This is a genomic window from Pseudomonas sp. GW822-FHT04H02, from assembly GCF_058800645.1.
The window spans coordinates 1,182,916-1,207,772 of sequence record NZ_JBXAMM010000001.1 but is presented as its reverse complement, the minus strand read 5'-3'; the positions used below and the strand labels follow the sequence as shown (position 1 = coordinate 1,207,772).

At 65.5% G+C, this 24,857-nt stretch carries 22 protein-coding genes; 6 read left to right on the top strand and 16 right to left on the bottom strand.

Annotation, left to right across the window (positions count from 1 at the left end):
- Window positions 1-178: 178 nt before the first annotated feature.
- Genes AC1RMG_RS05465 through arnB form a run of 10 tightly spaced genes read right to left on the bottom strand, consistent with a single transcriptional unit; the run spans window position 179 to window position 11,171 of the window.
- Window positions 179-694: a GNAT family N-acetyltransferase gene (locus AC1RMG_RS05465; protein ID WP_401332678.1), complete on the bottom strand. Its 516-nt coding sequence runs from the start codon at window positions 692-694 to the stop codon at window positions 179-181.
- Between the two features lie 41 nt (window positions 695-735).
- The gene (locus tag AC1RMG_RS05460; protein WP_493168625.1) at window positions 736-2,361 is read right to left on the bottom strand and encodes an ArnT family glycosyltransferase; all 1,626 of its coding nucleotides are present in this window, start codon (window positions 2,359-2,361) and stop codon (window positions 736-738) included.
- Window positions 2,362-3,726 carry a UDP-glucose dehydrogenase family protein gene (locus tag AC1RMG_RS05455; RefSeq protein ID WP_011061338.1) on the bottom strand — a complete coding sequence of 455 codons (1,365 nt, stop codon included), beginning with the start codon at window positions 3,724-3,726 and terminating at the stop codon, window positions 2,362-2,364.
- Window positions 3,723-4,136, bottom strand: a complete 414-nt coding sequence (gene arnF / locus AC1RMG_RS05450; RefSeq protein ID WP_015635644.1) for a 4-amino-4-deoxy-L-arabinose-phosphoundecaprenol flippase subunit ArnF — start codon at window positions 4,134-4,136, stop codon at window positions 3,723-3,725. Before arnF ends, AC1RMG_RS05455 begins: the two co-directional genes overlap by 4 nt.
- Window positions 4,133-4,477, bottom strand: coding sequence for a 4-amino-4-deoxy-L-arabinose-phosphoundecaprenol flippase subunit ArnE (gene arnE, locus AC1RMG_RS05445; protein ID WP_011061336.1), 345 nt, complete (start codon window positions 4,475-4,477; stop codon window positions 4,133-4,135). Before arnE ends, arnF begins: the two co-directional genes overlap by 4 nt.
- The gene (gene arnT, locus AC1RMG_RS05440; protein ID WP_019095579.1) at window positions 4,474-6,123 is read right to left on the bottom strand and encodes a lipid IV(A) 4-amino-4-deoxy-L-arabinosyltransferase; all 1,650 of its coding nucleotides are present in this window, start codon (window positions 6,121-6,123) and stop codon (window positions 4,474-4,476) included. The genes arnE and arnT overlap by 4 nt, the downstream gene beginning before the upstream one ends.
- Window positions 6,120-7,004, bottom strand: a complete 885-nt coding sequence (gene arnD, locus AC1RMG_RS05435; RefSeq protein ID WP_123430762.1) for a 4-deoxy-4-formamido-L-arabinose-phosphoundecaprenol deformylase — start codon at window positions 7,002-7,004, stop codon at window positions 6,120-6,122. Before arnD ends, arnT begins: the two co-directional genes overlap by 4 nt.
- The gene (arnA, locus tag AC1RMG_RS05430) at window positions 7,004-9,010 is read right to left on the bottom strand and encodes a bifunctional UDP-4-amino-4-deoxy-L-arabinose formyltransferase/UDP-glucuronic acid oxidase ArnA (protein ID WP_011061333.1); all 2,007 of its coding nucleotides are present in this window, start codon (window positions 9,008-9,010) and stop codon (window positions 7,004-7,006) included. Before arnA ends, arnD begins: the two co-directional genes overlap by 1 nt.
- Window positions 9,007-10,026: an undecaprenyl-phosphate 4-deoxy-4-formamido-L-arabinose transferase gene (gene arnC / locus AC1RMG_RS05425; RefSeq protein WP_053158563.1), complete on the bottom strand. Its 1,020-nt coding sequence runs from the start codon at window positions 10,024-10,026 to the stop codon at window positions 9,007-9,009. Before arnC ends, arnA begins: the two co-directional genes overlap by 4 nt.
- A gap of 5 nt (window positions 10,027-10,031) precedes the next feature.
- Entirely contained in the window at window positions 10,032-11,171 is a 1,140-nt protein-coding gene (arnB, locus tag AC1RMG_RS05420; protein ID WP_011061331.1) for a UDP-4-amino-4-deoxy-L-arabinose aminotransferase, read from the bottom strand.
- Between the two features lie 462 nt (window positions 11,172-11,633).
- On the opposite strand from arnB, the gene AC1RMG_RS05415 reads away from it, so the two are divergent.
- Window positions 11,634-12,575 carry a site-specific integrase gene (locus AC1RMG_RS05415; protein ID WP_410037251.1) on the top strand — a complete coding sequence of 314 codons (942 nt, stop codon included), beginning with the start codon at window positions 11,634-11,636 and terminating at the stop codon, window positions 12,573-12,575.
- Between the two features lie 12 nt (window positions 12,576-12,587).
- Here the strand turns inward: AC1RMG_RS05415 and AC1RMG_RS05410 are convergent, their stop codons facing one another.
- Window positions 12,588-12,800, bottom strand: a complete 213-nt coding sequence (locus tag AC1RMG_RS05410; protein ID WP_065364077.1) for a FecR/PupR family sigma factor regulator — start codon at window positions 12,798-12,800, stop codon at window positions 12,588-12,590.
- On the opposite strand from AC1RMG_RS05410, the gene AC1RMG_RS05405 reads away from it, so the two are divergent.
- The 3 genes from AC1RMG_RS05405 to AC1RMG_RS05395 all read left to right on the top strand — a co-directional run bounded on the left by AC1RMG_RS05405 (window position 12,799) and on the right by AC1RMG_RS05395 (window position 14,103).
- Window positions 12,799-13,041, top strand: a complete 243-nt coding sequence (locus tag AC1RMG_RS05405) for a hypothetical protein (protein ID WP_368994946.1) — start codon at window positions 12,799-12,801, stop codon at window positions 13,039-13,041. The genes AC1RMG_RS05410 and AC1RMG_RS05405 overlap by 2 nt on opposite strands.
- A gap of 142 nt (window positions 13,042-13,183) precedes the next feature.
- A complete protein-coding gene (locus tag AC1RMG_RS05400; protein WP_015635634.1) occupies window positions 13,184-13,639 on the top strand; it encodes a glucosaminidase domain-containing protein in 456 nt (151 codons plus the stop codon).
- Entirely contained in the window at window positions 13,633-14,103 is a 471-nt protein-coding gene (locus AC1RMG_RS05395; RefSeq protein ID WP_236203726.1) for a hypothetical protein, read from the top strand. Before AC1RMG_RS05400 ends, AC1RMG_RS05395 begins: the two co-directional genes overlap by 7 nt.
- A 44-nt stretch (window positions 14,104-14,147) precedes the next feature.
- On the opposite strand, the gene AC1RMG_RS05390 is transcribed toward AC1RMG_RS05395, so the two are convergent.
- From AC1RMG_RS05390 to AC1RMG_RS05375, 4 genes are all read right to left on the bottom strand, one after another.
- Window positions 14,148-15,638, bottom strand: a complete 1,491-nt coding sequence (locus AC1RMG_RS05390; protein WP_493168620.1) for an aldehyde dehydrogenase family protein — start codon at window positions 15,636-15,638, stop codon at window positions 14,148-14,150.
- Between the two features lie 137 nt (window positions 15,639-15,775).
- Window positions 15,776-16,285, bottom strand: coding sequence for a sn-glycerol-3-phosphate transporter (locus AC1RMG_RS05385; RefSeq protein ID WP_227454061.1), 510 nt, complete (start codon window positions 16,283-16,285; stop codon window positions 15,776-15,778).
- Window positions 16,286-16,387: 102 nt separating this feature from the next.
- Complete coding sequence (locus AC1RMG_RS05380; RefSeq protein ID WP_228102344.1) at window positions 16,388-17,860, bottom strand: alpha/beta hydrolase; 1,473 nt, start codon at window positions 17,858-17,860, stop codon at window positions 16,388-16,390.
- Window positions 17,860-18,636: a helix-turn-helix transcriptional regulator gene (locus AC1RMG_RS05375; protein ID WP_401154355.1), complete on the bottom strand. Its 777-nt coding sequence runs from the start codon at window positions 18,634-18,636 to the stop codon at window positions 17,860-17,862. The genes AC1RMG_RS05380 and AC1RMG_RS05375 overlap by 1 nt, the downstream gene beginning before the upstream one ends.
- A gap of 108 nt (window positions 18,637-18,744) precedes the next feature.
- On the opposite strand from AC1RMG_RS05375, the gene AC1RMG_RS05370 reads away from it, so the two are divergent.
- Together AC1RMG_RS05370 and AC1RMG_RS05365 are read left to right on the top strand one after the other, a co-directional pair.
- Entirely contained in the window at window positions 18,745-20,160 is a 1,416-nt protein-coding gene (locus AC1RMG_RS05370; RefSeq protein WP_011061319.1) for an MFS transporter, read from the top strand.
- Window positions 20,161-20,208: 48 nt separating this feature from the next.
- The gene (locus AC1RMG_RS05365) at window positions 20,209-21,525 is read left to right on the top strand and encodes a DUF6687 family protein (RefSeq protein WP_493168617.1); all 1,317 of its coding nucleotides are present in this window, start codon (window positions 20,209-20,211) and stop codon (window positions 21,523-21,525) included.
- A 33-nt stretch (window positions 21,526-21,558) separates the two neighbouring features.
- On the opposite strand, the gene AC1RMG_RS05360 is transcribed toward AC1RMG_RS05365, so the two are convergent.
- Window positions 21,559-24,831, bottom strand: a complete 3,273-nt coding sequence (locus AC1RMG_RS05360; RefSeq protein WP_493168615.1) for an acetyl-CoA carboxylase family protein — start codon at window positions 24,829-24,831, stop codon at window positions 21,559-21,561.
- Between the last annotated feature and the right edge of the window lie 26 nt (window positions 24,832-24,857).

Sequence of the window (24,857 nt, the reverse complement as noted above, 5' to 3'; positions counted from 1 at the left end):
AGGAATCTTGCGCCTGACAAATTCATAATAATGCTGCTTCAGTGCATTTATTTTGCACTTAAATACGACAGCCCCTGTAGGAGCCGGCTTGCCGGCGAAGAGGCCCTTGAGTGTGGTGTAGCCCTGGCGGACGCCTTCGCTGGGAAGCCAGCGAAGACAGCCCATTCCTCACCGGTTTCTACAGCGCCAGGCGCATGGCGCAGCGGCGCGCCGCGGGCAGGCCGTACCGGGCTTCATCGGCCAGCACCTGGCATAGCCGTGGGCCCAGTTGCGCCTGTTCGAGGGTGACAAAGCCCTGGCGCTGGTAGAAGGGTTCGTTCCAGGGCAGTTCGCGGAAGGTGCTCAGGGTCAGGGCTTCAAGCTGCTGCTCCTGAGCGTATTGCTGCGCCGCCTGCAACAGGCGCTTGCCGATGCCCTGGCCCTGGTGGCCGCGGGCGACGGAAATCTCCCACACATGCAGTTCCCGGTCGCAGGCTTCGGCGTTGAGAAAGGCGCAAGGGGTGTCATCCGCCGTCACCGCCACCCAGACCGGGTGGCGCTGGATATTGGCGCGGTGGCTCGGTGCGTCGGCCACTGCGGCGTCTGCCAGCCAGGCCAGTTGCGCATCGGAGCGAAACAGTTCGGCAGCGCAGGTTTCAATGGCGGGAAGAAAGTCGGCGTCGGTCACCCGCGCCCGGCGGATCTCAATAGTCATGGGCGCGAGTGTAGGCAGCGGGCAGGGGCCGTGCAACGCTTTCAGGGTTGCGCGGCGGTTGGCCCGGTCAGGTGCAGGAGGACGAAGTCGTTCTTGTCGAAACGCCCGCTCAACACCGGCTTCAGGTGGGCCAGCGGCGTATTCTGCAAGCTGGCCAGGTCACTCTGATCGAGGATGACCCAGGCCGGGCCGGGTACCTGAGCCAGGGTGTCTGGGCTTTCGGTGAACTGCGGTTGCAGATCCCGGTCCAGGTTGACCATGAACTTGATGGCCTTGGCGTCCTTGCCCATGCGGTGCAGGACCACCGGTGCCGGGTCGGCCTCGATCAGTTGCATGGCGCTGTGGCTGAAGGTGCGCGTGTCATAGAGACGGTGCTCCACAGGTTCGAAGACTCCGATGTAGCAGGCCCAGACTGCCAGCACTGCGCTGTAGGCCAGGCCCACGGCGCGCCACTGGCGCTTGAACAGCAGCCCCAGGGACAACAGCTGCAATAGGCCGAGCACCAGCAGCATCGGCGTCAACGAGTCTAGCTGCTCGGGGAATTTGCGCCGTAGCACCAGCAAGCCGATGATCAGCAACCCCGGCAGCAGCAGCCACAGGCCCTGGATCGCCCCGCGCAGCCAGGCCAGCAGCCGCCCGCGGCCGGCCTGGAACGGATAGGCGGCAATGATCGCCGCCATGGGCAGCATCGGCAGCAGGTAGCGGGCCTTTTTCGCCTGGGGAATCGACAGGCCGATCATCACGATCAACCCGGCCGCGGTGCACAGGCGCAACAGTTTCAGGCCCGGGCCCTGTTCCGTGGCGCGGGTCAGCAGCACGGCCAGCCACGCCAGGATCGCCAGGGGGTAGGCCAGGGCGTAGTTGCCCAGGGAACTGGTGAAGTAATAGAAGACATCGCTGGAGCCTTCGCTGCCGTCCATGCGCCCCATGAACTGCATGCGGATGACATCGTCGACGAAGGCCTGGCCGCCACTGAGCTTGGCCAGCCACAGCAGCAGGCCGACGCAGGCCACCAGCAGCGCCAGGGCGCTGAAACCGACGCTGAACAGCCGCCGCCACTGGCCATTGAGCAGGTAGTAGCTGCACAGCATGCCGGTGGGAATCACCAGGCCGATGGGCCCGCGAATGGCAAAGCCCAGCACCAGCAGGAGGAAGATCCAGCCCAGGCGCCGGTGGGTACCGAAATGGTCATGGGCGTAGCCCAGGTAGAACACGGCCAGGGACACCGCAGCCAGCATCTGGTCCAGGGACACGGCGCGGGTTTCACTGATAAAGGTGTTGCTGAGCAACAGCAGGGCAACGCTAAGCAGGGCCCAGGTGCGGGAATAGGGCGCCAACAGGCGATAGATCAGGCTGACGATCAAGGCCGAGGCGATGGCCGTGGGCAACCAGGCGGTGAGGCTGGTGACTTGCCCCCCTGGCAGGGAGAACAGCCAGACCAGCAGGGTCGAGGCGCTGGAGTAGTCGGCGTAGGGCTGGCCGTAGGTGGTGGGGAAGAACCCCGGCCCGTGGCGCAGCATTTCCTTGGCAAACAGCACGAAGCGCGAATCGAAGCCGATCGCCGACTGGTGGTCGGCGCCGACGCAGAACAGCAGCAGGGCCAGCAACCCCAGCCCCAACGATTGCCAAAGAAGAGTGTTCGAAGGGGAGGAGTGACTGGTGTTCATTCAGGCCTCAGCAGACCACTGCTGGTGGGGGATCGGCAGGTTGCGCGATTCACCGCGGCCAATCGGGAAGTAGGTGAAGCCGTTGCGCGCCAGGCGCTCGGCGTCGTACAGGTTGCGCCCGTCGAAGATCACCGGCGCCTTGAGACGCTGCTGGATCAGGTCGAAATCCGGTGCCTTGAACTGCTGCCACTCGGTGCAGATGACCAGGGCGTCGGCGCCCACCAGTACCGATTCCGGGGTGCCCATGAGCATCAGGCGCGACTCGTCCGGGTACAGGCGCTGGGTTTCCTGCATGGCTTCCGGGTCGAAGGCCCGCACCTGGGCACCGGCGGCGAACAGCGCATCGAGCAGTACCCGGCTCGGGGCGTCGCGCATGTCGTCGGTGTTGGGCTTGAATGCCAGGCCCCACAGGGCAAAGGTCTTGCCTTTGAGGTCGCCCTTGTAGAACGCCTTGATGCGTTCGAACAGCTTGTGCTTCTGCCGCTCGTTGATGGCTTCCACCGCTTGCAAAAGGTCGCTGGAGCAGTGGGCTTGCTGGGCACTGTGGATCAGCGCGCGCATGTCCTTGGGGAAGCACGAACCGCCGTAGCCGCAGCCCGGATAGATGAAGTGGTAGCCAATGCGGGTGTCGGCGCCGATGCCCAGGCGCACCGCTTCGATGTCGGCCCCCAGGTGCTCGGCCAGTTCGGCGATCTGATTGATGAAGCTGATCTTGGTCGCCAGCATGCAGTTGGCGGCGTACTTGGTCAGCTCGGCGCTGCGCAGGTCCATGAACATGATGCGGTCATGGTTGCGGTTGAACGGTGCGTACAGGTCGCGCATCACATCGCGCACTTCTTCGCGCTCGCAGCCGATGATGATCCGGTCCGGCCGGCGGCAGTCGGTGACCGCCGAGCCTTCCTTGAGGAATTCCGGGTTGGAGACGATATCGAATTGCAGCGCACGGCCATCCAGGACCTTCTCGATGTGGGCCTTCAAGGTGTCGCCCGTGCCCACCGGTACGGTGGATTTTTCCACCAGGATTACCGGCTGCTCACGGTGGCGGGCCACCGCGTCGCCCACTGACAGCACGTAGCGCAGGTCCGCCGAACCGTCTTCGCTGGAGGGCGTGCCCACGGCGATGAACAGCACCTGGCCATGCTGCACCGCGAGTTTTTCATCGTGGGTGAAGTGCAGGCGCTTGGCTTCGAGGTTTTCCTTGACCAGGCTGGCCAGCCCCGGCTCGAAGATGCTCACGTGTCCCTGTTGCAGCTGTTTGACCTTTTGCTCGTCGATGTCCATGCAGATGACATCGTGGCCGACTTCAGCCAACACGGCAGCCTGTACGAGGCCGACGTAACCACTTCCAAATACACTGATTTTCATGGGGTATTCCTGGGACTTGTCGCGGGTGCAGATCGAGAGTTGATGGTGATGACCCCGAGGATGACCAGGGCCACCCCGAGGGTTTTGGAAAGCGTGAAGGGTTCGTTGAACAACGGCAGGCTGGCGGCCAGCAGGTAGACCAGGGCGTAGCTGATGCTGAGCAGCGAATAGGCCCGGCCCAGCGGCAGGTCGCGCAAGGCCAGCAGCCAGCAGAGCATCGACAGCGCATAGGCGGCGATGGCCGCTGCCACCACCGCCAGGGCGGCCAGGTCGACGCTGCCGGCACTCAACGCCGGCAACCACTGATCCGGAGCGGGCAGGCGGGTCATGCTCCAGCGCATGCCCAGCTGGGCGCCGCTGACCAGGGCCACGCTGCCCAGGGCGAAGGCAAACCCCTTGGCCCGGCTCATGCGTGGCGACTCAACAGCAGCACGCCGCCGATCACCAGGGCCACGCCGAACCAGTGGCGCCGGTCGATGTGCTCACGGAATACGAAGTGGGCAATCAGGGTGATGAAGACGAAGTTCAGGCTGAGCATCGGGTAGGCCACGCCCACCTCCATGCGTTGCAGCACCAGGAGCCACACCAGCAGGCCCAGGCCGAGGCTGAACAGAGCCAGCCACAGCCAGCCCGAGCGCAGTTTCTGCAGGGCGCTGGAAGGCTGGCCGCGCCAGCTTTCCACGGCGAACTTCTGCGCCACCTGGCCCAGGCAGGTCAGCCCGCAGGCCAGCAACAAAAGCAGCAGGCTCATGGCTGGCCCTGGGGAATGATGAAGATCACGATATTGCCTTGCTCGTAGCGCTTGGCATCCTTGGGCAGCAGCTCGACTTCATGTTCCTCGTCGCTGCTCTTGACCCGCATCACCACGCCGATCGAGCCCTGCTTGCGGGCCTCGGCGATCCACGGCTGGACCTGATTGAGGTCGACCTTGCGCGCGGCAGTGTCTTCGTAGCCCAGGCCGTATTTCACTTCGCCTTCGGTGTTGTACAGGGTCACGTCGGGGCGCCGCAGGCGCCAGGCCAGGGCGGAGGCAGCTCCCAGGTCGTTGCTCAGCAGGGCCTTGGCCTGGCCCAGCTCGGCCACGTGATCGATGATGAACTGGTCGGGGATCTTGTTGTAGACCACCGAGTTGGGCAGCGCTGCCGGGGCCAGGGCCACCAGCAGGAAGCTGCCCAGGGCCGGCGCCGCCCACAGGGCCAGGGGGCGCATGGCTTGCAGCAGGTTGCTGAGGATCCAGCCCAGCAGCAACACATACACCAGCACCAGGTGCTGCGGCTCGTCCACATACACCGGCTTTTTCATCTGGAAGTACACCAGGGCCAGCAGCCCCAGCAGGCCGGCCACCAGGTTGAGCACGCCGTTGAATGCCAGCAGCCGGGTCTTGCCGGCAGCCAGGCGGTCCACCAGGGTGTTGCCCATCAACAACGCCAGGGGCAACAGGCACGGCAGGATATAGGCCGGCAGCTTGCCCTTGCTCAGGCTGAAGAAGGCCAGGGGCAGCACCAGCCACAGCAGCAGGAAGCCGCTGCTGTTCTGGCGCCGCTGTTGCCAGGCCTGCTTCAGGCCGGCCGGCAGCAGCAGCACCCAGGGCACGCTGAACCCCACCAGCAACGGCAGGTAGTACCACCAGGGCGAGGCGTGCTGGGCATCATCACCGGCAAAACGGCGGATGTGCTCGTGCCAGAAGAAGAAACGCCAGTAGTCCGGTTCCTGGGAGTGCACCGCCAGGGCCCAGGGCAGGCTGATGAGAATGGCCACCAGCACACCGATGCCGCCATAGATCAGCAGCGAGCGCAGGCGCTTCTGCCAGATGGCGTAGGGCAGGGCCACCAGCACCGGCAGCAGCCAGGCCAGAAAGCCCTTGGTCATGAAGCCCATGCCGCAGGCCAGGCCCAGCGCCACCCAGGCCAGCACCTGGCCGCGGGTTGTCCGGCAGTCGAAGGTGAACCACAGCGCCACCAGGCTCAGGTTGACCCAGAAGGTGAATTGCGGATCGAGGTTGGCGTAGCCGGCCTGCAGCGCGACCACGGTAAAGCTCATGTAGAGCAGGGCGCTGGCCAGGCTCTTGCGCGGATCGTTCCACAGGCGCCGGGCCAGCAGGTAGGCCAGGACCACGCTCAGGCCGGTGCTCAGGGCCGAGGCCACGCGCACGCCGAACAGGTTGTCGCCAAACAGCGCCTGGCCGATGGCGATCATCCAGTAGCCGGCCACCGGTTTCTCAAAATAGCGGATGCCCATGAAGTGCGGCGACGCCCATTTGCCGGTCAGGAGCATTTCCTGGCTGATCTGCGCGTAGCGGGTTTCATCGGGAATCCACAGGCCGTGGGTGGCCAGGGGCAGCAGGTAGAACAGGCCGAACGCGATCAGCAGCAGCGGCAGAGCCCAACGTCTGGTCATGCGCCTTGCACTCCCAGCCAGCCTTCACGGCCTTCCAGCGCACCGCGCACCACCTTGCCCGCGGGCAGGCTGGCCAGATCCGCCGGGAGCATGTCGCCCAGGGGTTGGAAGTGGATGTCGCGCTGCCTGGCGCTGGCCAGCAGCTGGCGAAAATCGTTGGCCATGAGAATCCCTTCTACTTCTGCATGCACGGTATAGACGTTGAGTTTGTCCGGGCTGAACCGGTCGAGGATGTAACTGTTGAAATCCTTGGCGGCCACCACCGGCCCGACCACTTCGTCGAAGGTCGGCAGGTCCACCGGAATCTGTGGTGCGCCCAGGCTGCCGTCCGCCAGGCGTGGCAGGAACAGGCTCTGGCCGCGGCAGTCGCTGTTGTAGCGAAAGCCGAATTGCTGTTTGGCTTCGATGACGCGTTCGTCGGCGCGCCAACCGGCGGACGCCGAGCAGCTCACCGCTTGCCCGAGAATATCGTTGAGGCTGTCGACGCCACGGCGGATCTGTTCGATCAGCTGTGCCTGGCTCCAGCGCCCGGTATTGGCCTGCCAGCCGTGGTGATCCCAGGCGTGCAGGCCGACTTCATGACCGGCGGCCAGGGTCTGGCGCATCAAGTGCCCCAGGTCCCGGCCAATGGGTTTACCCGGCCAGGCCGTGCCGGCCAGGAGGATGTCCCAGCCGTACAGGCCCGCGGCATTGGACCGCAGCATTTTCCAGAGGAACTGCGGACGGATCAGGCGCCACAGGTGGCGCCCCATGTTGTCCGGCCCGACGCTGAAGAAGAAGGTGGCCTTGACCCCGGCTTCATCCAGCGATTCGAGCAGCCGTGGCACCCCCTCCCGGGTGCCGCGGTAGGTATCGACATCAATGCGCAGACCTGCCTGCATCAGCGTGCTTCTTGCTTGGCGCGGTCGGCGATTTCCAGCATCGCTTCACGCAGGAAGAAGTCCAGGGTATTGCCGATGGTTTCGCTCATTTCCACGGTCGGCTCCCAGTTCAGCAGGCGCTTGGCGTTGTCGATGCTTGGCTTGCGGTGTTCCACGTCCTGGTAGCCGGCACCGTAGAACGCCTTGCTCTCCACATCGCGGAAACCGGCGAACGGCGGGAAGTTGCCGCGCAGCGGGTGAGCTTCGAACTGGCGCAGCAGCTCTTCGCCCAGCTGACGGATGCTGGCTTCGTTGTCCGGGTTGCCGATGTTGATGATCTGGCCGTTGCAGCAGTCGTTTTCGTTGTCGACGATGCGTGCCAGGGCTTCGATGCCGTCGGCGATGTCGGTGAAGCAGCGCTTCTGCTCGCCACCGTCGAACAGACGGATCGGGGTGCCTTCCACCAGGTTGAGGATCAACTGGGTGATGGCCCGGGAGCTGCCGATGCGTGCCGAGTCCAGGCGGTCCAGGCGCGGGCCCATCCAGTTGAAGGGACGGAACAGGGTGAAGTTCAGGCCCTTGGCGCCGTAGGCCCAGATCACCCGGTCCAGCAGCTGCTTGGAGACCGAGTAGATCCAGCGCTGCTTGTTGATCGGGCCGACGATCAGGTTGGAGGTGTCTTCGTCGAAGTTCTTGTCCTGGCACATGCCATAGACTTCCGAAGTCGACGGGAAGATCACGCGCTTGTTGTACTTGACGCAGTAGCGAACCAGCTTGAGGTTCTCTTCGAAGTCCAGCTCGAACACGCGCAGCGGGTTGCGGGTGTACTCGATCGGGGTGGCGATGGCCACCAGTGGCAGGACCACGTCGCACTTCTTGATGTGATATTCGATCCACTCGGAGTGAATGCTGATATCGCCTTCGACGAAGTGGAAGTTCGGATGGCTGCGCAGGCGCTCGATGGCGTCGGAGCCGATGTCCAGGCCATAGACGTCGTACTTGTCGTCACGCAACAGGCGCTCGGACAGGTGGTTACCGATAAAGCCGTTGACGCCCAGGATCAGTACGCGGGTGCGACGTGGCTTGCGCCCCGACTCGGCGCCGCGCAGCAGGGAACCGTCCACCAGGCCCAGTTCGTTGGCCAGTTGCGGGCCACCCAGGAACAGGCCGTTGGCGTTGCGCTGGCCGGAGGTGATCACCAGGGAGTCCTGGCCACAGGCAATGCGCAGCGGGTCGACGCTGATGACCCGGCCCGGGGCCTGGCCTTCGTTGCCCTTGGCGACTTCGGCGCTCCAGACGATCAGCTTGTGCTCGCCCACGGCGCAGAAGGCGCCCGGGTAGGGTTGAGTCACGGCGCGCACCAGGTTGAACAGCTCTTCGGCCGGGCGCTGCCAGTCGATCTTGCCGTCCGCCGCGGTGCGACGACCGAAGTAGCTGGCCTTGGACTCGTCCTGGGCGGTTTCGGTGATCTTGCCCTGGGCCAGTGCCGGCAGGGTGTCGCGCAGCAGGCTGGCGGCGGCGTCACGCAGTTTGTGGTGCAGGCTCAGCGCGGTGTCGCTGCGCTCGATGGCCACACGCTCCTGGGCAATGATGGCGCCGGCATCGGCACGCTTGACCATGCGGTGCAGGGTCACGCCGGTTTCGGTTTCGCCCTTGACCAGCACCCAGTTGGCCGGTGCGCGGCCACGGTAGCGCGGCAGCAGCGAGCCGTGCAGGTTGAACGCGCCCTTGCTGGCAGTGGCCAGCAGCGGCTCGCTCAGCAGGTTGCGGTAATAGAAGGAGAACAGGTAGTCGGGGTTGAGCTTGGCGATGCGCTCGATCCACAGCGGGTGGTTGGCATCTTCCGGGGCATGCACGGCAATGCCCTTGCGGGCGCAGAGCTGGGCCACCGAGCCGTAGAAGGTGTTTTCCTTGGGGTCATCGGCGTGGGTGAACACGGCGGCGATCTCGTAACCTGCGTTGAGCAGGGCTTCGATGCCAGCACAGCCAATATCGTGGTAGGCGAAGACAACAGCTTTATTGCTCATGGCGAAACCTGATCAGTATGAGTGGAAGTTAAACCGTCGACAGTCACAGCAGGGGCCGGGGCCGCAGGCTGGCTGCGCAAGACTTTTTCGATGAAGAAACGCGGGCGGGCCCGCACGTCGCTGTACATGCGTCCCAGGTATTCACCCAAAAGACCCATGCCGATGAACTGGCCACCGGTGAACACGAACAGCACCGCGAACAGCACGAAGGTGCCGTCGCCGGCCCAGGTGGCGCCGAAGATCAGGCGCAGCACGATCAGCATCAGGGCAAACAGCGCGCCGAGGCCGGCCATGCCGAAACCGATGATGCTCAACAGCCGCAGGGGCGTGGTGGTCATGCAGGTGATCAAGTCGAACATCAGGTTGATCAGGCGCATCGGGCTGTACTTGGAGTCGCCGTGCTCGCGCTCGGCGTGCTCCACCAGCACCTCGGTGGTGTGCCGGGCAAAGCTGTTGGCCAGGATCGGGATGAAGGTGCTGCGCTCGGTGCAGGCCAGCATCGCGTCGATGATGGTGCGGCGATAGGCCCGCAGCATGCAGCCGTAGTCGCTCATGGCAACCCCGGTGGAACGCTGCACGGCCAGGTTGATCAGCTTCGAGGGCCAGCGGCGGAACGCCGAGTCCTGCCGGTTGTTGCGCACGGTGCCGACCACGTCGTAGCCCAGTTCGGCCTGAGCCACCAGGCGCGGGATTTCCTCGGGCGGGTTCTGCAGGTCGGCGTCGAGGGTGATCACCACATCGCCGCGGCACTGCTCGAAGCCGGCCATGATCGCCGCATGCTGGCCGTAGTTGCGGTTGAGGATCACCGCCACTACCGGGCTGCCTTCGCGCTCGGCGGCAGCTTGCAGGATGTTCGCCGACTCGTCGCGGCTGCCGTCGTCCACCAGGACGATTTCAAACTCGTGCTTGAGCTGGCGGCAGGCCGCTTCGGTGCGCCGCAACAGCTCGGGGAGGCTCTGTTCTTCGTTGTAGACCGGGATCACGATCGACACGAACTGAATCGGATAAGGTTTCAAAGGCTTCAGTCCAAAAGGTTTGCAATGGCACCGGTCACCCGCTCGACATCGTCGAGGGTCATGTCCGGAAACAGTGGAATCGAGCATAGCCGCGCCGAATTCCATTCGGTATGGGGCAGCTGCACTTCAGGGAAGCGCTGTCGGTAATAGGTATGCAGGTGCGTCGCAATGAAGTGGATACCGGTGCCGATATTCTGTTCCTGCAGGCCTTTCATGAAGGCTTCGCGGTCCAGGCCGCAGCGTTCGGCGTCGATGCGCAGGATGAACAGGTGCCAGGCATGCTGCTGCGGGTACTGGGGCAGGAGCAGGGGCTGTACCGGCAAGCCTTCCAGACGCTGCAGGTAGGCCTTGGCCAGCACTTCACGCTTGGCGTTGATCTCGTCCAGGCGTTGCAGTTGCACCAGGGCAATGGCCGCGTTCATGTCCGCCAGGTTGTACTTGAAGCCGGGCTCGATGACCTGGGCCTGTGGCTTGCGGCCATGGGTCAGGCGGTCGTAGGCGTCCACTCCCAGGCCGTGGAACTTGAGCATGCGCACGCGGTTGGCCAGGGCTTCGTCATCACTGACGAACATCGCGCCTTCGGCGCACGTCATGTTCTTGATCGCGTGGAAGGAAAAGATCGCCGTGCCCCGGGCGCCGATGGCGCGGCCGCGGTAGGTGGTACCGGCGGCGTGGGCGGCGTCTTCGATCACCGCGATGCCGTGCTTGTCGGCCAGGGCATAGAGCGGGTCGAGGTCGAAGGCTGCGCCGGCGTAGTGCACCGGGATGATCGCCTTGGTCCGCGGGGTGATGGCGGCTTCGATGGTGGCGGCGTCGCTCATCAGGGTGTCGGGGTCGACATCGACGAACACCGGGGTGGCGCCCAGCAGGCAGATCATGTTGGCGGTGGAGACCCAGGTCTGCGACGGGGTGATCACTTCATCCCCGGGGCCGATGCCCAGGGCCAGCAGGGTGATGTGCATGGCGCCGGTGGCGGAGGACAGTGCCACGGCGTGGCGGGCGCCGACGCGTTCGGCGAACTGCTGTTCCAGTTCCTGGTTTTTCGGGCCGGTGGTGATCCAGCCGGAGCGCAGAACCTGCTCCACTGCAGCAATCTCTTCTTCGCCAATACTCGGGCGCGAGAAAGGAAGGAAAGCCTGGTTCATGGTTACCTCGGGTTTACACAATGCGAATTACTGGAATACGGGTTGCTGCGGGTGAACGGACAGTTCATGGAAAGCGGGGAGGTCTTGCAGTCATCAAGGCGCATCCAGTTATTGAGCCAACAGGGCATTCCATGCAGCAAATCAGTAAAGACTGGGTTTGTGAAAAGTAAAGGTGGATCAAGGTGTTATCTTTATAACCTGAGAACAAACTGCACTCGGATGGTTGTCTGTCGGGGGCTGAGATTAAGCCGAAAATTGTGAAACGAATATGAAAAATAAGGTAAAAGTCCGTTTTTCTGCGAGCCAGACAGCTAGTGTTCAGTTTGTTTCCAAAGTTATCGAAGTGCGCAGGCCTGGCGGCTTTTGTAACCAGTTTTCAATGGGCATTGAAGGGGCCTGCGGGAGTGTTTTTTTCACCTCGCCAAGGTGCTACCCGGTACAACCTTGCCCAGCGGAGCATCCATGAACCCGCCGGGCCATGACCGCGCCGCCGGCCTTGACGCGCCCAACCCCTTGAGCCTGTACCTGAAGCGCCTGGCCCCCTCCAGCCAGTCGACCCTGCGTTATGTGCTGCAGGACGCCGCCGACCGCCTGGGCTACGCCGAGCAGAACCTGGAGGAAATCCCCTGGCACCTGCTGCAACCCGAGCATGTCACGGCCCTGGTGGCCACCTTGCGCGAGGACGGCTATGCGCCCAATACCTCATCGCTGTACGTCAACGCCCTGCGCGGGGTGATGAACGAGGCGTGGCGGGCCAGCCTGATCAGCCAGGACCACCTGCTGAAGATGCGTTCGGTCAAGGCCATCAGCGGCACGCGCCTGTCCCGCGGGCGCAACCTCAAGCGCGGCCTGATCCATGAACTGATGGCTGTGTGCGCTTCCGACCCGCGCCCCCAGGGCGTGCGCGATGCAGCGCTGATTGCGCTGCTCTATGGCTCGGGCATGCGCAAGTCCGAGTCGGTCAACCTGGACCTGGCCCAGGTGGATTTCAGCGAGCGCAGCCTGCAGGTGCTGGCCAAGGGCAATCGTCAGTTGATCAAGTACGCACCCACCTGGGCTTTCGACAAGCTGCAGGCCTGGCTGGAGCTGCGTCGCCGGCATCTGCCCGCGGGCCTGGTAGACGACCCGTTCCTGTTCAACCGCATCCGCCGGGGCGGGCACATCACTCGCGAGCGCATCACCAAGCACGCCATCTACTACATTGCCCGGCAACGCGGGGCCCAGGTGGGCGTGCGGATCATGCCCCACGATTTCCGACGCTCGTTCATCACCCGGGTGATCGAGGAACACGACCTGTCGCTGGCGCAGAAACTGGCTCACCACAGCAACATCCAGACCACCGCCAGCTATGACCTGCGCGATGACAACGAGCGGCGCCGGGCCATCGACCGCTTCGATCTGTAGGCCGTGGCAGGGTCAGAGCGAGGGCAGGGTGGGCGACAACTGCCCGGTGAGGTCCCAGGCTTCCAGCATCTTCGCGTACTCGAAGGCATGGCTCGGGTCGCTCTGCAGCCAGTCCTCGAATGCCCGGCGCTCGGCCAGGCTGCAATCGGCCTCGCGCAGGCGTATGCACCAGTGCGCGGCCTGCATCATCAGGTATTCCTCTGCTTGGCTGGCAGAATCAGTCATGGTTCATTCCTTGTTCAAGGTGGAGCCGGTAGCCACGCTGTACAGCGGCATGGCTGAAGTATCGGAGCGATTGCCGCGCGTGACCATGATCAAGGGCAGCATCCTTCTTTGGATGCATCAAGCCGGAAGAATCGAGCCGTCGGGCAGCTCGAACAATAGGAATCATTTGCAAATGAAAACTGCGCGCAATGTAGAGCGGCAAACAAGAAAAAATCGTCAAATTTATGGTGAATTCCCGTGATGCCCGGAGGTTCTCGCGGTAGCCGGTCACGCGTCTGCCTTGAGGCTGTGACGCACTCGACAGCGTGGGCCCCGGGTTGCTTTATAATCACGCGGCGAAAACCGCAGTAAATGGAATTGACCGGTCAACCGAGGGAACAAACGTGAGCGCCAGACTCTGCAACAACATCAGTGCCGTGACCTTTGTCAGCAAGTACAAGGCGGTGTGCCAGCCGATTGCCGACCAGCTGGACCTGCCGGTGGAAAACCTGCTGGGCCTGGCCGCCCAGGAAAGCCAGTACGGCACCGGGCGCATTGCCCGGGAACTGAACAACTACTTTTCCATGCACGCACCGGCCCCCCTGCAGATCGGCGCCGAGGCGCCCCTGGGCAACGCCAGCATCAAGGTGGCCAAGTTCGACTCCTTCCAGAAGTCCGCCCAGTCCTTTGCTTCGAGCTTTGGCACGGCAGTACGTGGCCAGCGTGACCCCATGGCATTCGCCCAGGCGCTGGTACGCAGCGGCTACAACACCGGCAACGCCAAGACCGGCGGCCGGGATGGCTTCGCCCGCTACCTGGCGGACATCATCATCGCGGTCAGAGGGCGCATGGCGTGCTGAAACTCAAGAGTCCTTCCTGGGTGCTTGGCCTGTTCCTGGCCTGCACCACACTGGTGGCCTGCGCCACCGATAGCCTGCAGCCGGCGCGGATCAAGGACAGCGGCCTGACCCGCGAACAGGCGGAGCAGGTCCTGCGGGTGGCCCTCAAGCACCAGGACTATCAGTTGCAGCGCCCCGGGGTGTTCATCGACGGCGACCTGCAGGACGAAAACGGCAAACCGCCCCATCCCGGGTACTACGACTTCAGCCTCGGCTACAACGATCCCAAGGCCGGGGCCACCGAGTACTGGGGCCTGTTCTCGGTCAGCCTGAACACGGGCGATACCTGGGAAATCAACAGCTGCAAGCGCCTTGATGGCGCCGAGCTGCGAGCCTTGCAGCGGCGGGTGATGGCCCGCACCGGCAAGAGCCTGGCGGATGAAAAAAGCCAGCGCGAGGGCCTGGGCTGCGAAGACCAACAATAAGCCTAGGAGCACCGTCGCCGCGTGCTCTTCCAACCTCTGGCTCATCACTCGGGCAGCCCTGCGGCAAAGGCTTGCACCGGCGCCTGCTGCATGGCCGGGGCCGCTGCAGCACCGAGCAATAGGCGCTTGGGCCGCCGGAAAGCATCCAGGGCCCTGGGAGACAGGTCGCCGGCCAATTGCGACAGGGTCCAGTGGTGCTCGCTGTCGGGGTGGTTCGGCACGGGCGGCGGGTTGATCCGCACCCGGGCGCTCAGCAAGCGTTGGGCCAACTGCACCGCGTGCGCCGGATCTTTGCTGAACAGGGTCACCTCAAAGCTTGCCGGGCAATCGTTGGCCAGTTGCGCGGCTGCGCCAAGGTCACTCACCCGTCGGATGACCGCCACCGGGCCCAGGCACTCTTCCTGGGTGATGACCATGTCGTCGTCGATCTCGGTGAGGATCACCGGCGGTTGCAGGCTGCCGGGCAGCGGGTTTTCGAGTGCCTGTTCTCCGGCCAGCAGTGCGGCGCCCTTGGCCAGGGCGTCACGCACCAGCCGCCGGACTTTGTGCCGTGCGGCCTGGCTGATCAGCGGCCGCACCGCGCTGCTGGAGTCGTGGCCCGGGTGGCGGGTGTGCTCGATGAAGTGCCGGACGAACAGGTCATGGACCTGCGCCTCGACGAAAAAATGCTGGATCGACAGGCAACTCTGGCCACCGCGGCTGAAGGCGGCGCGAGCTCCGTAGGCGGCGGCGAGCGCGACGTCGGCGTCCTGGGCAACGATCATCGCGCCGCGGCCGGTGCTCTCGATCGCACAGGGCTTGAGCAGTTCGGCGCAGGTCACCGCCACCGCGCTGGCAGCGCCGACACTGCCGGTGAAGGCCACGGCATGGGTGCCGCTGGACTGCAGCAGCCATTGTGCGGTGGCGGCGTCCCCGGGAATGCACGAGACCAGCCCCGCCGGCAGGCCAGCGAAGTGCTGCATGAAGGCCAGGGTGGACAGGCTGGCGTTCTGCGCCGGCTTGACCAGGCAACTGTTACCGGCCGCCAGGGCTGCGGCCAACGTGCGCCCCAGCAGGGCAATGCCCAGGGCGAACGGCAGGATATGCACGCTGACGCCGTAGGGCTCGTACCGTAGCCGGCACTGCGCTGCACCGCTTGGGCTCGGGGCCGGGACATCGCCATCGGCCAGTGCCCCGTAATAGCGGAACACGGCTGCGCAGTGATCCAGCTCGGCCCGGGCTTCGGCCACGCAAAGCGCCAGTTCCCGAGTCATCTGCCGGATGATCTGCCGGTTCAGTTCGCTGTCGGCGGCCATGCTGTCCGCCAGTTGCAGCAACAGCGCCTGACGCTGATCCGTATCCAGCAGGCGCCACAGGGTGTGGGCAACGTTGGCCGCCGCCACCGCGGTGTGCACATCGTCCTTGGTACAGCTGGGGTTGAGCCCGATGAGCTCGCGGGTGTCCGGGTTGAACACCTGGTGCGGGGCATCGCCGGAAGCCGGCAGGTACAGCGGGTTGATATAGAACTGCGGGTTCCAGGGTTGAAAACCGTGCATTGGAAGATCCCTTTCCAAGTGTGCCGGGACTGGCAACGATGGCAACGCCGGGCCACCGCGGCGCGGTGGTCATTCAGCGGGGAGTCTAGGAAGGGGAGTGCAGAGGCGTCTTGTACGATTGTGCGAGGGCCGGGTGCTCAGAGGCGGTAGCCGACGTTGACCATCACCGCCGCGGCCCCCAGCACCACCAGCTCTGCGCCCACCGGGCCGTAATGGGTGCCGATGGCCGGGATCAGCACTGGCGCCACGCCAAAGTGGTTCAGCGGGATCTTGTCCTTGTAGTCGCCCTTGTAGCCCTGGATCAGGCCGCCACTGAGCTTGGCATAAACCGGCCAGTCGGCATTTTCCCAGGCCTTGCCGACATAGGCGTAGTAGGAACGCTGGGAGAAGGAGTTGCGAAAGGTGCTCACGCCCCACAGTTCACCGTCGGCGTAGTTGCGCTCCAGGCCGATCAGGTCCTGGTGGTTGTTGTGGTCGGGGTCGTTGCTCCAGTGGTTGGTGTACACGCTGGTCTGTACGTACCAGAAGTCCTGTTGCTGGTCGGCCTGGGCGCTGGCGGCCGCGCCCAGCAACAGCAGGGCTGCAGCGGCGGCTTTCAGGGTGCGGTGCTTGGGCGTTGGCAGGCGCAGTGCCGGAGATTGAAGCATGGAGATCATGGTCTTTCCCTGCCATGGCGGCAGTTGCGCCCCCTCGGAAATCAAGGAGGGTAGGGGGCGGCGAAACTACCACTCGGGCATTCACGGGATCAATCAATGAACTGTTGCTTTATCTATCTGCGCCTCGATGCGCTGGATCAGGTAGGGGTAGAACGGGTTCGCGCTCAGGCGCATCAGCTCATCCATGGGCACCACCAGCACACCCCGTTCGCCACGGGCGGCAATGGTGCCCAGGTGCACGCCAAAATCCTCATCGGGGCTGGGCTGGGTGCCGTACAGGCCGTCATCGACGGGGAAGGGCAATGCCACATGGGACAGGGAAAACACCCCCGGCGGGTAGGCCAGGCCAAGGGGCCGCCGGCTGCTGTCCGGGCTCAGGGCGGGGGTGCTCACTTCTTCCAGTGTCGCGCTGCCCGTGCCTTCGTTGCTGAGGATGCGGGTGGTGTAGTTGCGTGGCGCGGGCGGTAGCAGGCTGGCCAGGGAGGTGACGCTGGCCGGGTCCAGCAGCCCTTCGAAATCACGCTCGCGGTTGAGGTCGAAGATCACCAGTTCACTGCCGTTGGCCGGCAGTTGCCGGTACAGCCCACTGACCAGGGCCGGGGTGCTGACGGTGGCGTCGGTCAACGACTGGAAGCTGAGGATAGGTGGCAACCGGGCCAGCCGTGGATCGCCCACCAGGGCCAGCAGCTGCTTTTGCAGGGTGTCGGTCAGCAGCCAGGACTGGCGCGCGGCATTGGCTGGAAACGAGTTGTACTTGAACGGGTTGTATTCGGGCCGCAGGTTGAGCCACGCCGCCTTGCTGAAGGCCGGGAACACCGCAGGCAAGGCGGCCAGCCCGGCAAAACGGGCGGACGAGGCGACGCCGATCATCGGGGAAATCAGTACCAGGCGCTGGGCCTGGGGCAACTGCGGGTCGCTCAAGGCATCCAGGGTGTACTTGACCGCCAGTGCGGCGCCGTTGGAGTAGCCCACCAGGTGCAGCGGAGCCGGCGCCGGCACTTCGGCCCGGGCGGTACGCAGGGCCAGGCGGGTGGCGGCCAGCCAGTCCTGCCACTGGGCATCGGTCAGCCCCGCCGGCACCGTGCCATGGCCGGGCAGGCGCAAGCCGATGGCCAGGTAGCCGTGCTCGACGTAGCGCTGGGCGACATGCCGCAGGCTGTAGGGCGAATCGGTCAGGCCGTGCAGCAGCACCACCACGCCCCGGGGCGTACCCGCCGGGCGCAACAGGTAGGAACGGTTCCAGTTCGTGGCAAAGCGTGGCGGGTAGGCCCGGCTGTCCTGGCGGTAGCGGTTGAAGGGCGGTACCTGCCCGGGGTCCAGGCGCTCGCTGACCTGCTGCCGGACCTCGGTGAATACCCGGTCCTCGGCCTGCAGCCAGGCGCCCCAGTCGGCGTGGTCCAACTGCTCCACGCTCAGTTCATGGGGCACCTTCAGGTGCCAGGGCTGCAGCGCCGGGCCGCGCTCGCTGTCGTAAGCCCGCCAGGCCAGCAGGGTCAGGGTGGCGACGCCGAGGATCAGCGCGCCCTGTTTGAGCAGGCGGGACAGGACTGGCAGGGGCACGGGCATCAACTCACTGGGGTGGCACGGATGCGATAGACGCAGCGTCGATCGCCGGTAATCAGGTGTTCCACGCGCTGTACCTGGCCCAACTCGCCGATGGCGGCCTGGAACACTTGCAACTCGGAACGGCAGAAGCCCTGGCACTGCTGGGCCGCGACGCAGATCGGGCAATGGCTCTCGATCAGCAGCCAGGCATCGCCGTCGGCTTCGACACTGGCCATGTAGCCGGCCACTTCACGGATCTGCGCCAGGGCCCGGACCCGCTGCTCCAGGGTCGGCAACGGCGCGCAGACGCTGAGGTACTCGGCGCTGTTGGCCCGCTCCATATCGCTGACGATGCGCTCCACGCCGTCGGTGCCATACACCGCGCGGATCGAATCGATCAACTGCAGGGTCAGGTTGGCGTGGGTGTCGGGAAAGCGCGCCTGTGCCAGCTCGGTGAGCACCCATTTCTGTGAGGGCCGCCCGGCGCCCTGGGCCGGCATCAGTTGGCCGACGATCAGTTCGCTGTCCACCAGCTTCTGCAATTGCTGGCGCGCGGCTTCCTGGGACACCTTGAGCAGCGGCGCCAGGTCGGCGGTTTTCAACGGGCCGCGGGTTTTCAGCAGAAACAGGATCCGCTCGGCGGTAGCCCCGGGGCTTTTCTTCTCGGTGGAGGGGGAAATCGAAGACATCTGGGCCATTAACCAATGCACAGGTGGGGTATCAGGAGCGTCCATGACGCCGGCAACCACGCAAGCATAACAGGCTCGGGCGCAGGGGCTCGCAGCTTGTCGATCCATTGCCTGCTGCTGGGGGGAACTGCGGGAACGGCTGGAAAAAACAATTATCAAAGTATTTGCTTGTGTATTACATTCGCCCAACAGCGAACAACACACATGGAGAACGGCATGGCATCGACAAGCGGATGGTCGGCACTGTTACTGGGCAAGAACGGGCTGCGTTCTGCGGCCCTGGCCGGTGGCGTGGCCCTGCATGCAATCAACGTCTACCTGGTAACCACCCTGTTGCCTTCGGTGGTCAAGGACATTGGCGGCCTGGACTACTACGCCTGGAACACCACCTTGTTCGTGGTGGCCTCGATCATCGGCTCGGTGCTCTCCACCCGGGCCCTGGCGCTCCTGGGGCCCAAAGCCGCGTACGGCCTGGCGGGCCTGGTGTTCATGCTCGGTTGCAGCCTGTGCGCCCTGGCGGCGGACATGGGCGGGCTGATCCTCGGGCGCAGCGTCCAGGGGCTGGGGGGCGGCCTGCTGTTCGCCTTGCCCTACGCCATGATCCGCCTGGTGTTCGACGAGCCGCTGTGGCCCCGGGCGATGGCGTTGATTTCCGCCATGTGGGGCGCAGCGACCCTGATCGGCCCGGCGGTCGGCGGAATTTTCGCCGAACATGGGGCCTGGCGCGCGGCGTTCTGGGTGCTGCTGCCTTGCACCTTGCTGTTCATGCTGCTGGCCGTTGCACTGTTGCCGGGCAAGAGTCGGGAAAGCGCGCCCCGTAGCCCGATTCCCGCCCTGCAACTGCTGTTGCTGACCGCCGTGGTACTGGCCATTTCCATCGGCAGCATCACCCCATCGCCGCTGTACAACGCCCTGGGGCTGGGAGCCGGGCTGGTTTTGCTGGTGCCGGTATTCGCTCTGGAGAACCGCGACGGCGCGCGCTTGTTGCCGCGCAATAGCCTGAAGGCCGGGAGTGCCTTGCTGGCGCTGTACATTTCCATGGCCCTGCTGGTGGTGGGCATGACCAGCGAGGTCTTCGTACCGTTGTTTCTGCAGGTGCTGCATCAGCAGACGCCGTTGCTGGCAGGTTATATCGCCGCACTGATGGCCGCCGGCTGGACCCTGGGGGCGATCTTCAGCTCAGGCCTTGGCCCGCGGGGCGCGGCCCGGGCGATTGCCATCGGACCGTTCCTGGTGGTGGCCGGGCTGCTCCTGGCCTGCCTGTTCATGCCTGCCACCGCCACCCCGGCCCTGAGCCTGGGGGCGGTGTGCCTGGCCATGCTGCTGGTGGGCGTCGGTATCGGCCTGGCCTGGCCGCACCTGCTGTCCCGGGTTCTGGAACAGGCCCCGCAGGATCAGAAGGAACTGGCCGGCGCCTCGATTACCACGGTGCAACTGGTGGCCACTGCCCTGGGGGCGGCGCTGGCGGGAATGATCGTCAACCTGGCAGGCCTGACCTCCACGGGCGGGACTGCTGGCGCGGCCCAGGCTGCGGCCTGGCTGTTCGGCCTGTACGCCGGGCTGTCGGCGCTGCTGTTTGTCTCGGTACGCCAGGTACGGCGCAACGGTTCACCGCACCTGGCCCAAGCCTGAACCCTGTCGGGCGTGCGCCTGGCGTCATTGACCTGTAAGGAAACCACGATGAACAGCCTTGCCACTGATGCGCCGCAACCGGCCTTGATCCTCGATCCGGGGCTGGCCCCGCATTTGCACCACCTGCAGCTCAGGCAGCTGGGGGGAAGGGTGATCGGCATTGCCGACAACCGCTTCACTGACTTGCTCAGCGTTGTCGGCGGGCCCGGCTGCGCGGTGCGCAACGGCAACCCCTGGGACCTGCGCCGGGAGAATATCTGCCAGCTCGGCTATCGCCTGGGCGGGCAGGGCGAATTGACCCGTGCAACCGCGCCTGCGCCGGCGGCGCCCCCATGGCCGGTGGCAACGCCGGCCCCGCCCCTGGAGCTGGATTTGCCAGCCCTGCGCCTGGGCCGGCAAAGCCGCTATGGCTTCCTGCCCCTGGGCCAGAGCACACACCGCGAGAACATTTCCCTGGATTCCATCGATACCCCGGCGACCCTGCTGACCCTGTCCCATTGGCCGGCGAACAAGACGCCTGTCGAGCACAAGGCCAATCTCTCCACCACCAGTGCCCTGGGCTTTCTCCAGCAGGGGTTGACGGTGGACCGGGCGCAGGTGATCACCAGCGATCATTTCGACCTCGACGGGCTGGCCTCGGTGTATGCCTTCCTGGCGCCGGAGCATGCCCTGGGGCACCGCCAGTTGCTGATCGACATTGCCCGCCTCGGTGATTTCTCCCGGGGCACTTCGGCCCAGGCCCTGCACTGCGCCTTTGCCCTGCATGCCCTGGCGGCCCGGGTGCGCGTCGACCCACAGGCCAGCAACGACCGGCAATTGCTGACACGCTTCGCCGCGCTGCTGCCGCAGATGGCCGATGTACTCGACAACACCTGGCGCTATGCGCCCCTGTACGCTCCGGCCATGCTCGCGCTGCAACGCAGCGAGGCGCTGCTGGCCGATCCGGGCACGGTGATCGAGGAGTACCCGGGCATTGATCTGGCGGTGTTTGTCCTGCCCGAGCAGGGCTGGGACGGTTTGGGCGAGTATTGCGGCCTGTCGCCGGTGGCGGTGCATAACCGCAGCCGTTGCGGGGTGCTGGCCATGGTCCGTCAGGGGCGGGTGGAGATCCGCCAGCGCTACGAGAGCTGGGTCGAGCGCATCAGCGGCATTGCCCGGCCCCGGCGCGACCTGGCGATCTTCGCCCGGGCCCTGCAGGAAGCCGAACGCACCCCGGGGCAATGGCACTACGACGGCGTGCAGGAAATCATGCCGGCCCTGAGGTTTGACGCCAGCCGGCCCAGCAGCCACGCCAGCAGCACCCTGCTGGCCGAGCTGCGCCAGTTCCTCGAACAAGCCCCTGTCGCCTGGGATGCCAACGCCTGAGCAGCGGCCCGCTCCTACGATGGAGGGGCAGGGCTACCAGGTATCGACAAAACCCTGGGCGCGCTCGGCCCAGGGCACCGGGCGCGGTGCGGCCTGCAGGCCACGCAGCAGCCACGCTCGGCTTTCCAGGGGGTCGATCACCGCGTCGATCTCCAGGTAGCTGGCCATGTTCAGCGCCTTGCCCCGGGCGTAGGCCTTGGCCACCAGTTTGTCGAACAGCGCCTGTTGCGACTGCGGGTCGGGCTGGGCCGCCAGTTCCTTGGAGAAGCCCAGGCGCACCGCACCTTCCAGGCCCATGGCGCCGAACTCGGCGCTGGGCCAGGCGACGGTGAACAACGGGCTGTGAAAACTGCCCGCCGCCATGGCCTGCGCGCCCAGGCCGTAGCCCTTGCGCAGCACCAGGGTGAAGAACGGCACCGTGAGGCTGGCGGCACTGACAAACATCCGTGACACATGGCGCACCGTGGCCTGCTGCTCCGACTCCGGCCCCACCATGAACCCCGGGGTGTCGCACAGGGACACCAGCGGCAGGCCGAAGGCTTCGCACAGGCGCATGAAACGTGCGGCCTTGTCCCCGGCCGCGGCGTCGATGGCGCCGCCCAGCACCGCCGGGTTGTTGGCCAGCAGGCCGAAGGCCCGGCCTTCGACGCGGATCAGCGCGGTAATCAGCCCCGGGGCGAATTGCCGGCGCAACTCCAGCACGCTGTCGCGGTCGGCCAGGGTCTCGATGACCCGGCGGATGTCGTAGACCCGCAGGCGGTTTTCCGGAATCAAATGCCGCAGCTCACGCTGGTCGGCGCAGTGCCAGTCCTTGAGCGGCCCCTGGAAATAGCTCAGGTACTGCTTGGCCACCTGCACGGCCTCGGCTTCGTCGGCCACCAGCACGTCGATCACTCCGTTGGGGCCTTGTACCGACACCGGGCCCACCTGTTCCGGGGTGAAGCTGCCCAGGCCGCCGCCTTCGATCATCGCCGGGCCGGCCATGCCGATGCTGGCGTTCCGGGTGGCGATGATCAGGTTGCAGCAGCCGAGCAGGGCGGCATTGCCGGCAAAGCAGCGCCCCGAGGCGATGCCCACCGTGGGCACCCAGCCGGACAGCCGGGCCATGGCGGCGAAGGTATGGCAATCCAGGCCGGCGACCCCGACAAAGTCGCTGTCGCCGGGTCGGCCACCGCCGCCTTCGGCAAACAGCACCACCGGCAGCCGCCACTCCTGGGCCAGGCTCAGCAGGCGGTCGGTCTTCTTGTGGTTCATCACCCCCTGGGTGCCGGCGAACACCGTGTAGTCGTAGGCCAGGGCCAGGCAACGGGCGTCCTGGCCGTCGAACAGCCCGGCATTCACCGTACCTATGCCTCCCACCAGCCCATCAGCCGGGCTCAGGGCCTGCAACTCCTCGACGCTGCGCCGACGCCTTTGGGCGGCCAGGGCCATGGCGCCGTACTCCATGAAACTGCCCGGGTCCAGCAGGTGCTCGAGGTTCTCCCGGGCGGTGCGCTGGCCGTTGCGGCGACGCTTGGCCAGCGCCTCCGGACGCTGGGCATCCTCCAGCAAGGCATGGCGTTCGCGGACTTCGGCCAGGTCGGCGCGAATCAGTGCCAGGTCCAGTTGCTCTTCGCTGTGCTGGCCCTGGTCGGCAAACTCCGCCGGCTCCAGAAACAGCAGGGGCTGGCCTTCGCCCAGTGCCTCGCCAACCTGGACGGCCAAGGCCCGGACGATACCGCTGCTCTGCGCCTTGACCTCGAACTCCATCTTCATCGCTTCCAGCACCGCAACCCGCTGACCAATCCGCAACTCATCACCCACGGCCACTTCCAGGCTCACCAGCACCCCGGTGCTCGGGGCGTTCAGCGCCGCCGTGCCCGGGGGCGCCTGGACTTCGCTGCGAGTGCTCTGCGCAGTGGCGGCCTGCCGGGCAAAGAACATCGGCCGGTGTTGCCCGGCGCAATCTTGCAGCAACTGGGCCCAATGGGCTTCGACGAACCTGGTGTCCACCTGATAGTCCAGCACCGCCGGCTGGCGCAACAGGTTCAACAACAGCCCCAGGTTGCTCGGCACGCCCTCCAGGCGAAACTCGCAAAGCCCCCGATAGGCCCGCCCCAGGGCCGCGGGAAAATCCGCACCCTGGGCGATCAGCTTGGCCAGCAGCGAGTCATAGCCGGGGTTCACCGGGTAACCGGCATAGCCGTAGCCGTCGACCCGCAGCCCGGGCCCGCTGGGGGCTTCATAGGCACTGAGGGTGCCGGCCACCGGCCCCATGCCGCCATCGGCCAGGGGCTGTTCCAGGTTGATCCGCGCCTGCACGGCAAAGCCTTGGGGCTCTGGTGGCCGGCTCAGGCCCAGGCTGGCCAGGGAGGCGCCCGCGCCAAGGCGCAGTTGGGTGTGCAGCAGGTCGACGCCGGTGATGGCCTCGGTCACCGTGTGCTCCACCTGGATCCTTGGGTTGGCCTCCATGAAATAGAAGCGCCCCGGGTGTTCCTGGTCGAGAAGGAATTCGAAGGTACCAATGCCCTGGTAACGCACTCGCGCGGCCAGGGCCAGGGCGGCGTCGATCAACTGCTGGCGCAACGGCGGGGCAAGGTCCGGGCTGGGGGCGATTTCCACCAGCTTCTGGTGCCGGCGCTGCAGGCTGCAATCGCGCTCCCACAAGTGGCTGACCGCGCCGCTGCCGTCTCCCAGCACCTGGATCTCGATGTGCCGCGCCCGCTGCAGCAGTTGTTCGACATACAGCGCGCCATTGCCGAAGGCCGCCTGGGCTTCGGACTGGCAACGGATGAACGCCTGCTGCAGTTGCCCGGCCTCGGTGACCGCGCGCATGCCCCGGCCACCGCCACCGGCCAGGGCCTTGAGCATCACCGCGCCATGGCGTTCGAGAAAGGCTGCGGCCTGTTCCAGGCTGACTGCTCGGTTGATGCCCTCCAGCAAGGGCACCCCACAATCTTCGGCCAGGGCACGGGCCGCGGCCTTGTCGCCAAACAGTTGCAGCACCTCGGGGCCGGGGCCGATCAGGGTCAGCCCGGCTTCCAGGCAGCCCCGGGCAAAGTCGGGGTTTTCCGCGAGAAAGCCGTAGCCCGGGTGAATCGCCTGGCAGCCCTGTTGCAGGGCCAGGGCGATCAGTTGCTGGCGGTCGAGGTAGGCCGCCACCCCGCGGCCCTTGAGGGGCAGGGCCAGATCGGCCTTGCGCGTGTGCAGGCTGGCGGCGTCGTCCTCGGCGAATACCGCGACGCTGCGAACGCCCAGGTCGGCGCAGGCCCGGGCGATACGGATGGCGATCTCGCCGCGATTGGCGATCAACAGACTCTGGAACATGGCAATTCTCGCAATGCTGAAAAGGA

Bases quoted from the DNA above. Each gene is read 5' to 3' on its own strand.
- AC1RMG_RS05465 (WP_401332678.1), bottom strand. From the start codon at position 694: ATGACTATTGAGATCCGCCGGGCGCGGGTGACCGACGCCGACTTTCTT.
- AC1RMG_RS05460 (WP_493168625.1), bottom strand. From the start codon at position 2,361: ATGAACACCAGTCACTCCTCCCCTTCGAACACTCTTCTTTGGCAATCG.
- AC1RMG_RS05455 (WP_011061338.1), bottom strand. From the start codon at position 3,726: ATGAAAATCAGTGTATTTGGAAGTGGTTACGTCGGCCTCGTACAGGCT.
- arnF (WP_015635644.1), bottom strand. From the start codon at position 4,136: ATGAGCCGGGCCAAGGGGTTTGCCTTCGCCCTGGGCAGCGTGGCCCTG.
- arnE (WP_011061336.1), bottom strand. From the start codon at position 4,477: ATGAGCCTGCTGCTTTTGTTGCTGGCCTGCGGGCTGACCTGCCTGGGC.
- arnT (WP_019095579.1), bottom strand. From the start codon at position 6,123: ATGACCAGACGTTGGGCTCTGCCGCTGCTGCTGATCGCGTTCGGCCTG.
- arnD (WP_123430762.1), bottom strand. From the start codon at position 7,004: ATGCAGGCAGGTCTGCGCATTGATGTCGATACCTACCGCGGCACCCGG.
- arnA (WP_011061333.1), bottom strand. From the start codon at position 9,010: ATGAGCAATAAAGCTGTTGTCTTCGCCTACCACGATATTGGCTGTGCT.
- arnB (WP_011061331.1), bottom strand. From the start codon at position 11,171: ATGAACCAGGCTTTCCTTCCTTTCTCGCGCCCGAGTATTGGCGAAGAA.
- AC1RMG_RS05415 (WP_410037251.1), top strand. From the start codon at position 11,634: ATGAACCCGCCGGGCCATGACCGCGCCGCCGGCCTTGACGCGCCCAAC.
- AC1RMG_RS05405 (WP_368994946.1), top strand. From the start codon at position 12,799: ATGGTTCATTCCTTGTTCAAGGTGGAGCCGGTAGCCACGCTGTACAGC.
- AC1RMG_RS05410 (WP_065364077.1), bottom strand. From the start codon at position 12,800: ATGACTGATTCTGCCAGCCAAGCAGAGGAATACCTGATGATGCAGGCC.
- AC1RMG_RS05390 (WP_493168620.1), bottom strand. From the start codon at position 15,638: ATGCACGGTTTTCAACCCTGGAACCCGCAGTTCTATATCAACCCGCTG.
- AC1RMG_RS05385 (WP_227454061.1), bottom strand. From the start codon at position 16,285: ATGCTTCAATCTCCGGCACTGCGCCTGCCAACGCCCAAGCACCGCACC.
- AC1RMG_RS05380 (WP_228102344.1), bottom strand. From the start codon at position 17,860: ATGCCCGTGCCCCTGCCAGTCCTGTCCCGCCTGCTCAAACAGGGCGCG.
- AC1RMG_RS05375 (WP_401154355.1), bottom strand. From the start codon at position 18,636: ATGGATCGACAAGCTGCGAGCCCCTGCGCCCGAGCCTGTTATGCTTGC.
- AC1RMG_RS05370 (WP_011061319.1), top strand. From the start codon at position 18,745: ATGGCATCGACAAGCGGATGGTCGGCACTGTTACTGGGCAAGAACGGG.
- AC1RMG_RS05365 (WP_493168617.1), top strand. From the start codon at position 20,209: ATGAACAGCCTTGCCACTGATGCGCCGCAACCGGCCTTGATCCTCGAT.
- AC1RMG_RS05360 (WP_493168615.1), bottom strand. From the start codon at position 24,831: ATGTTCCAGAGTCTGTTGATCGCCAATCGCGGCGAGATCGCCATCCGT.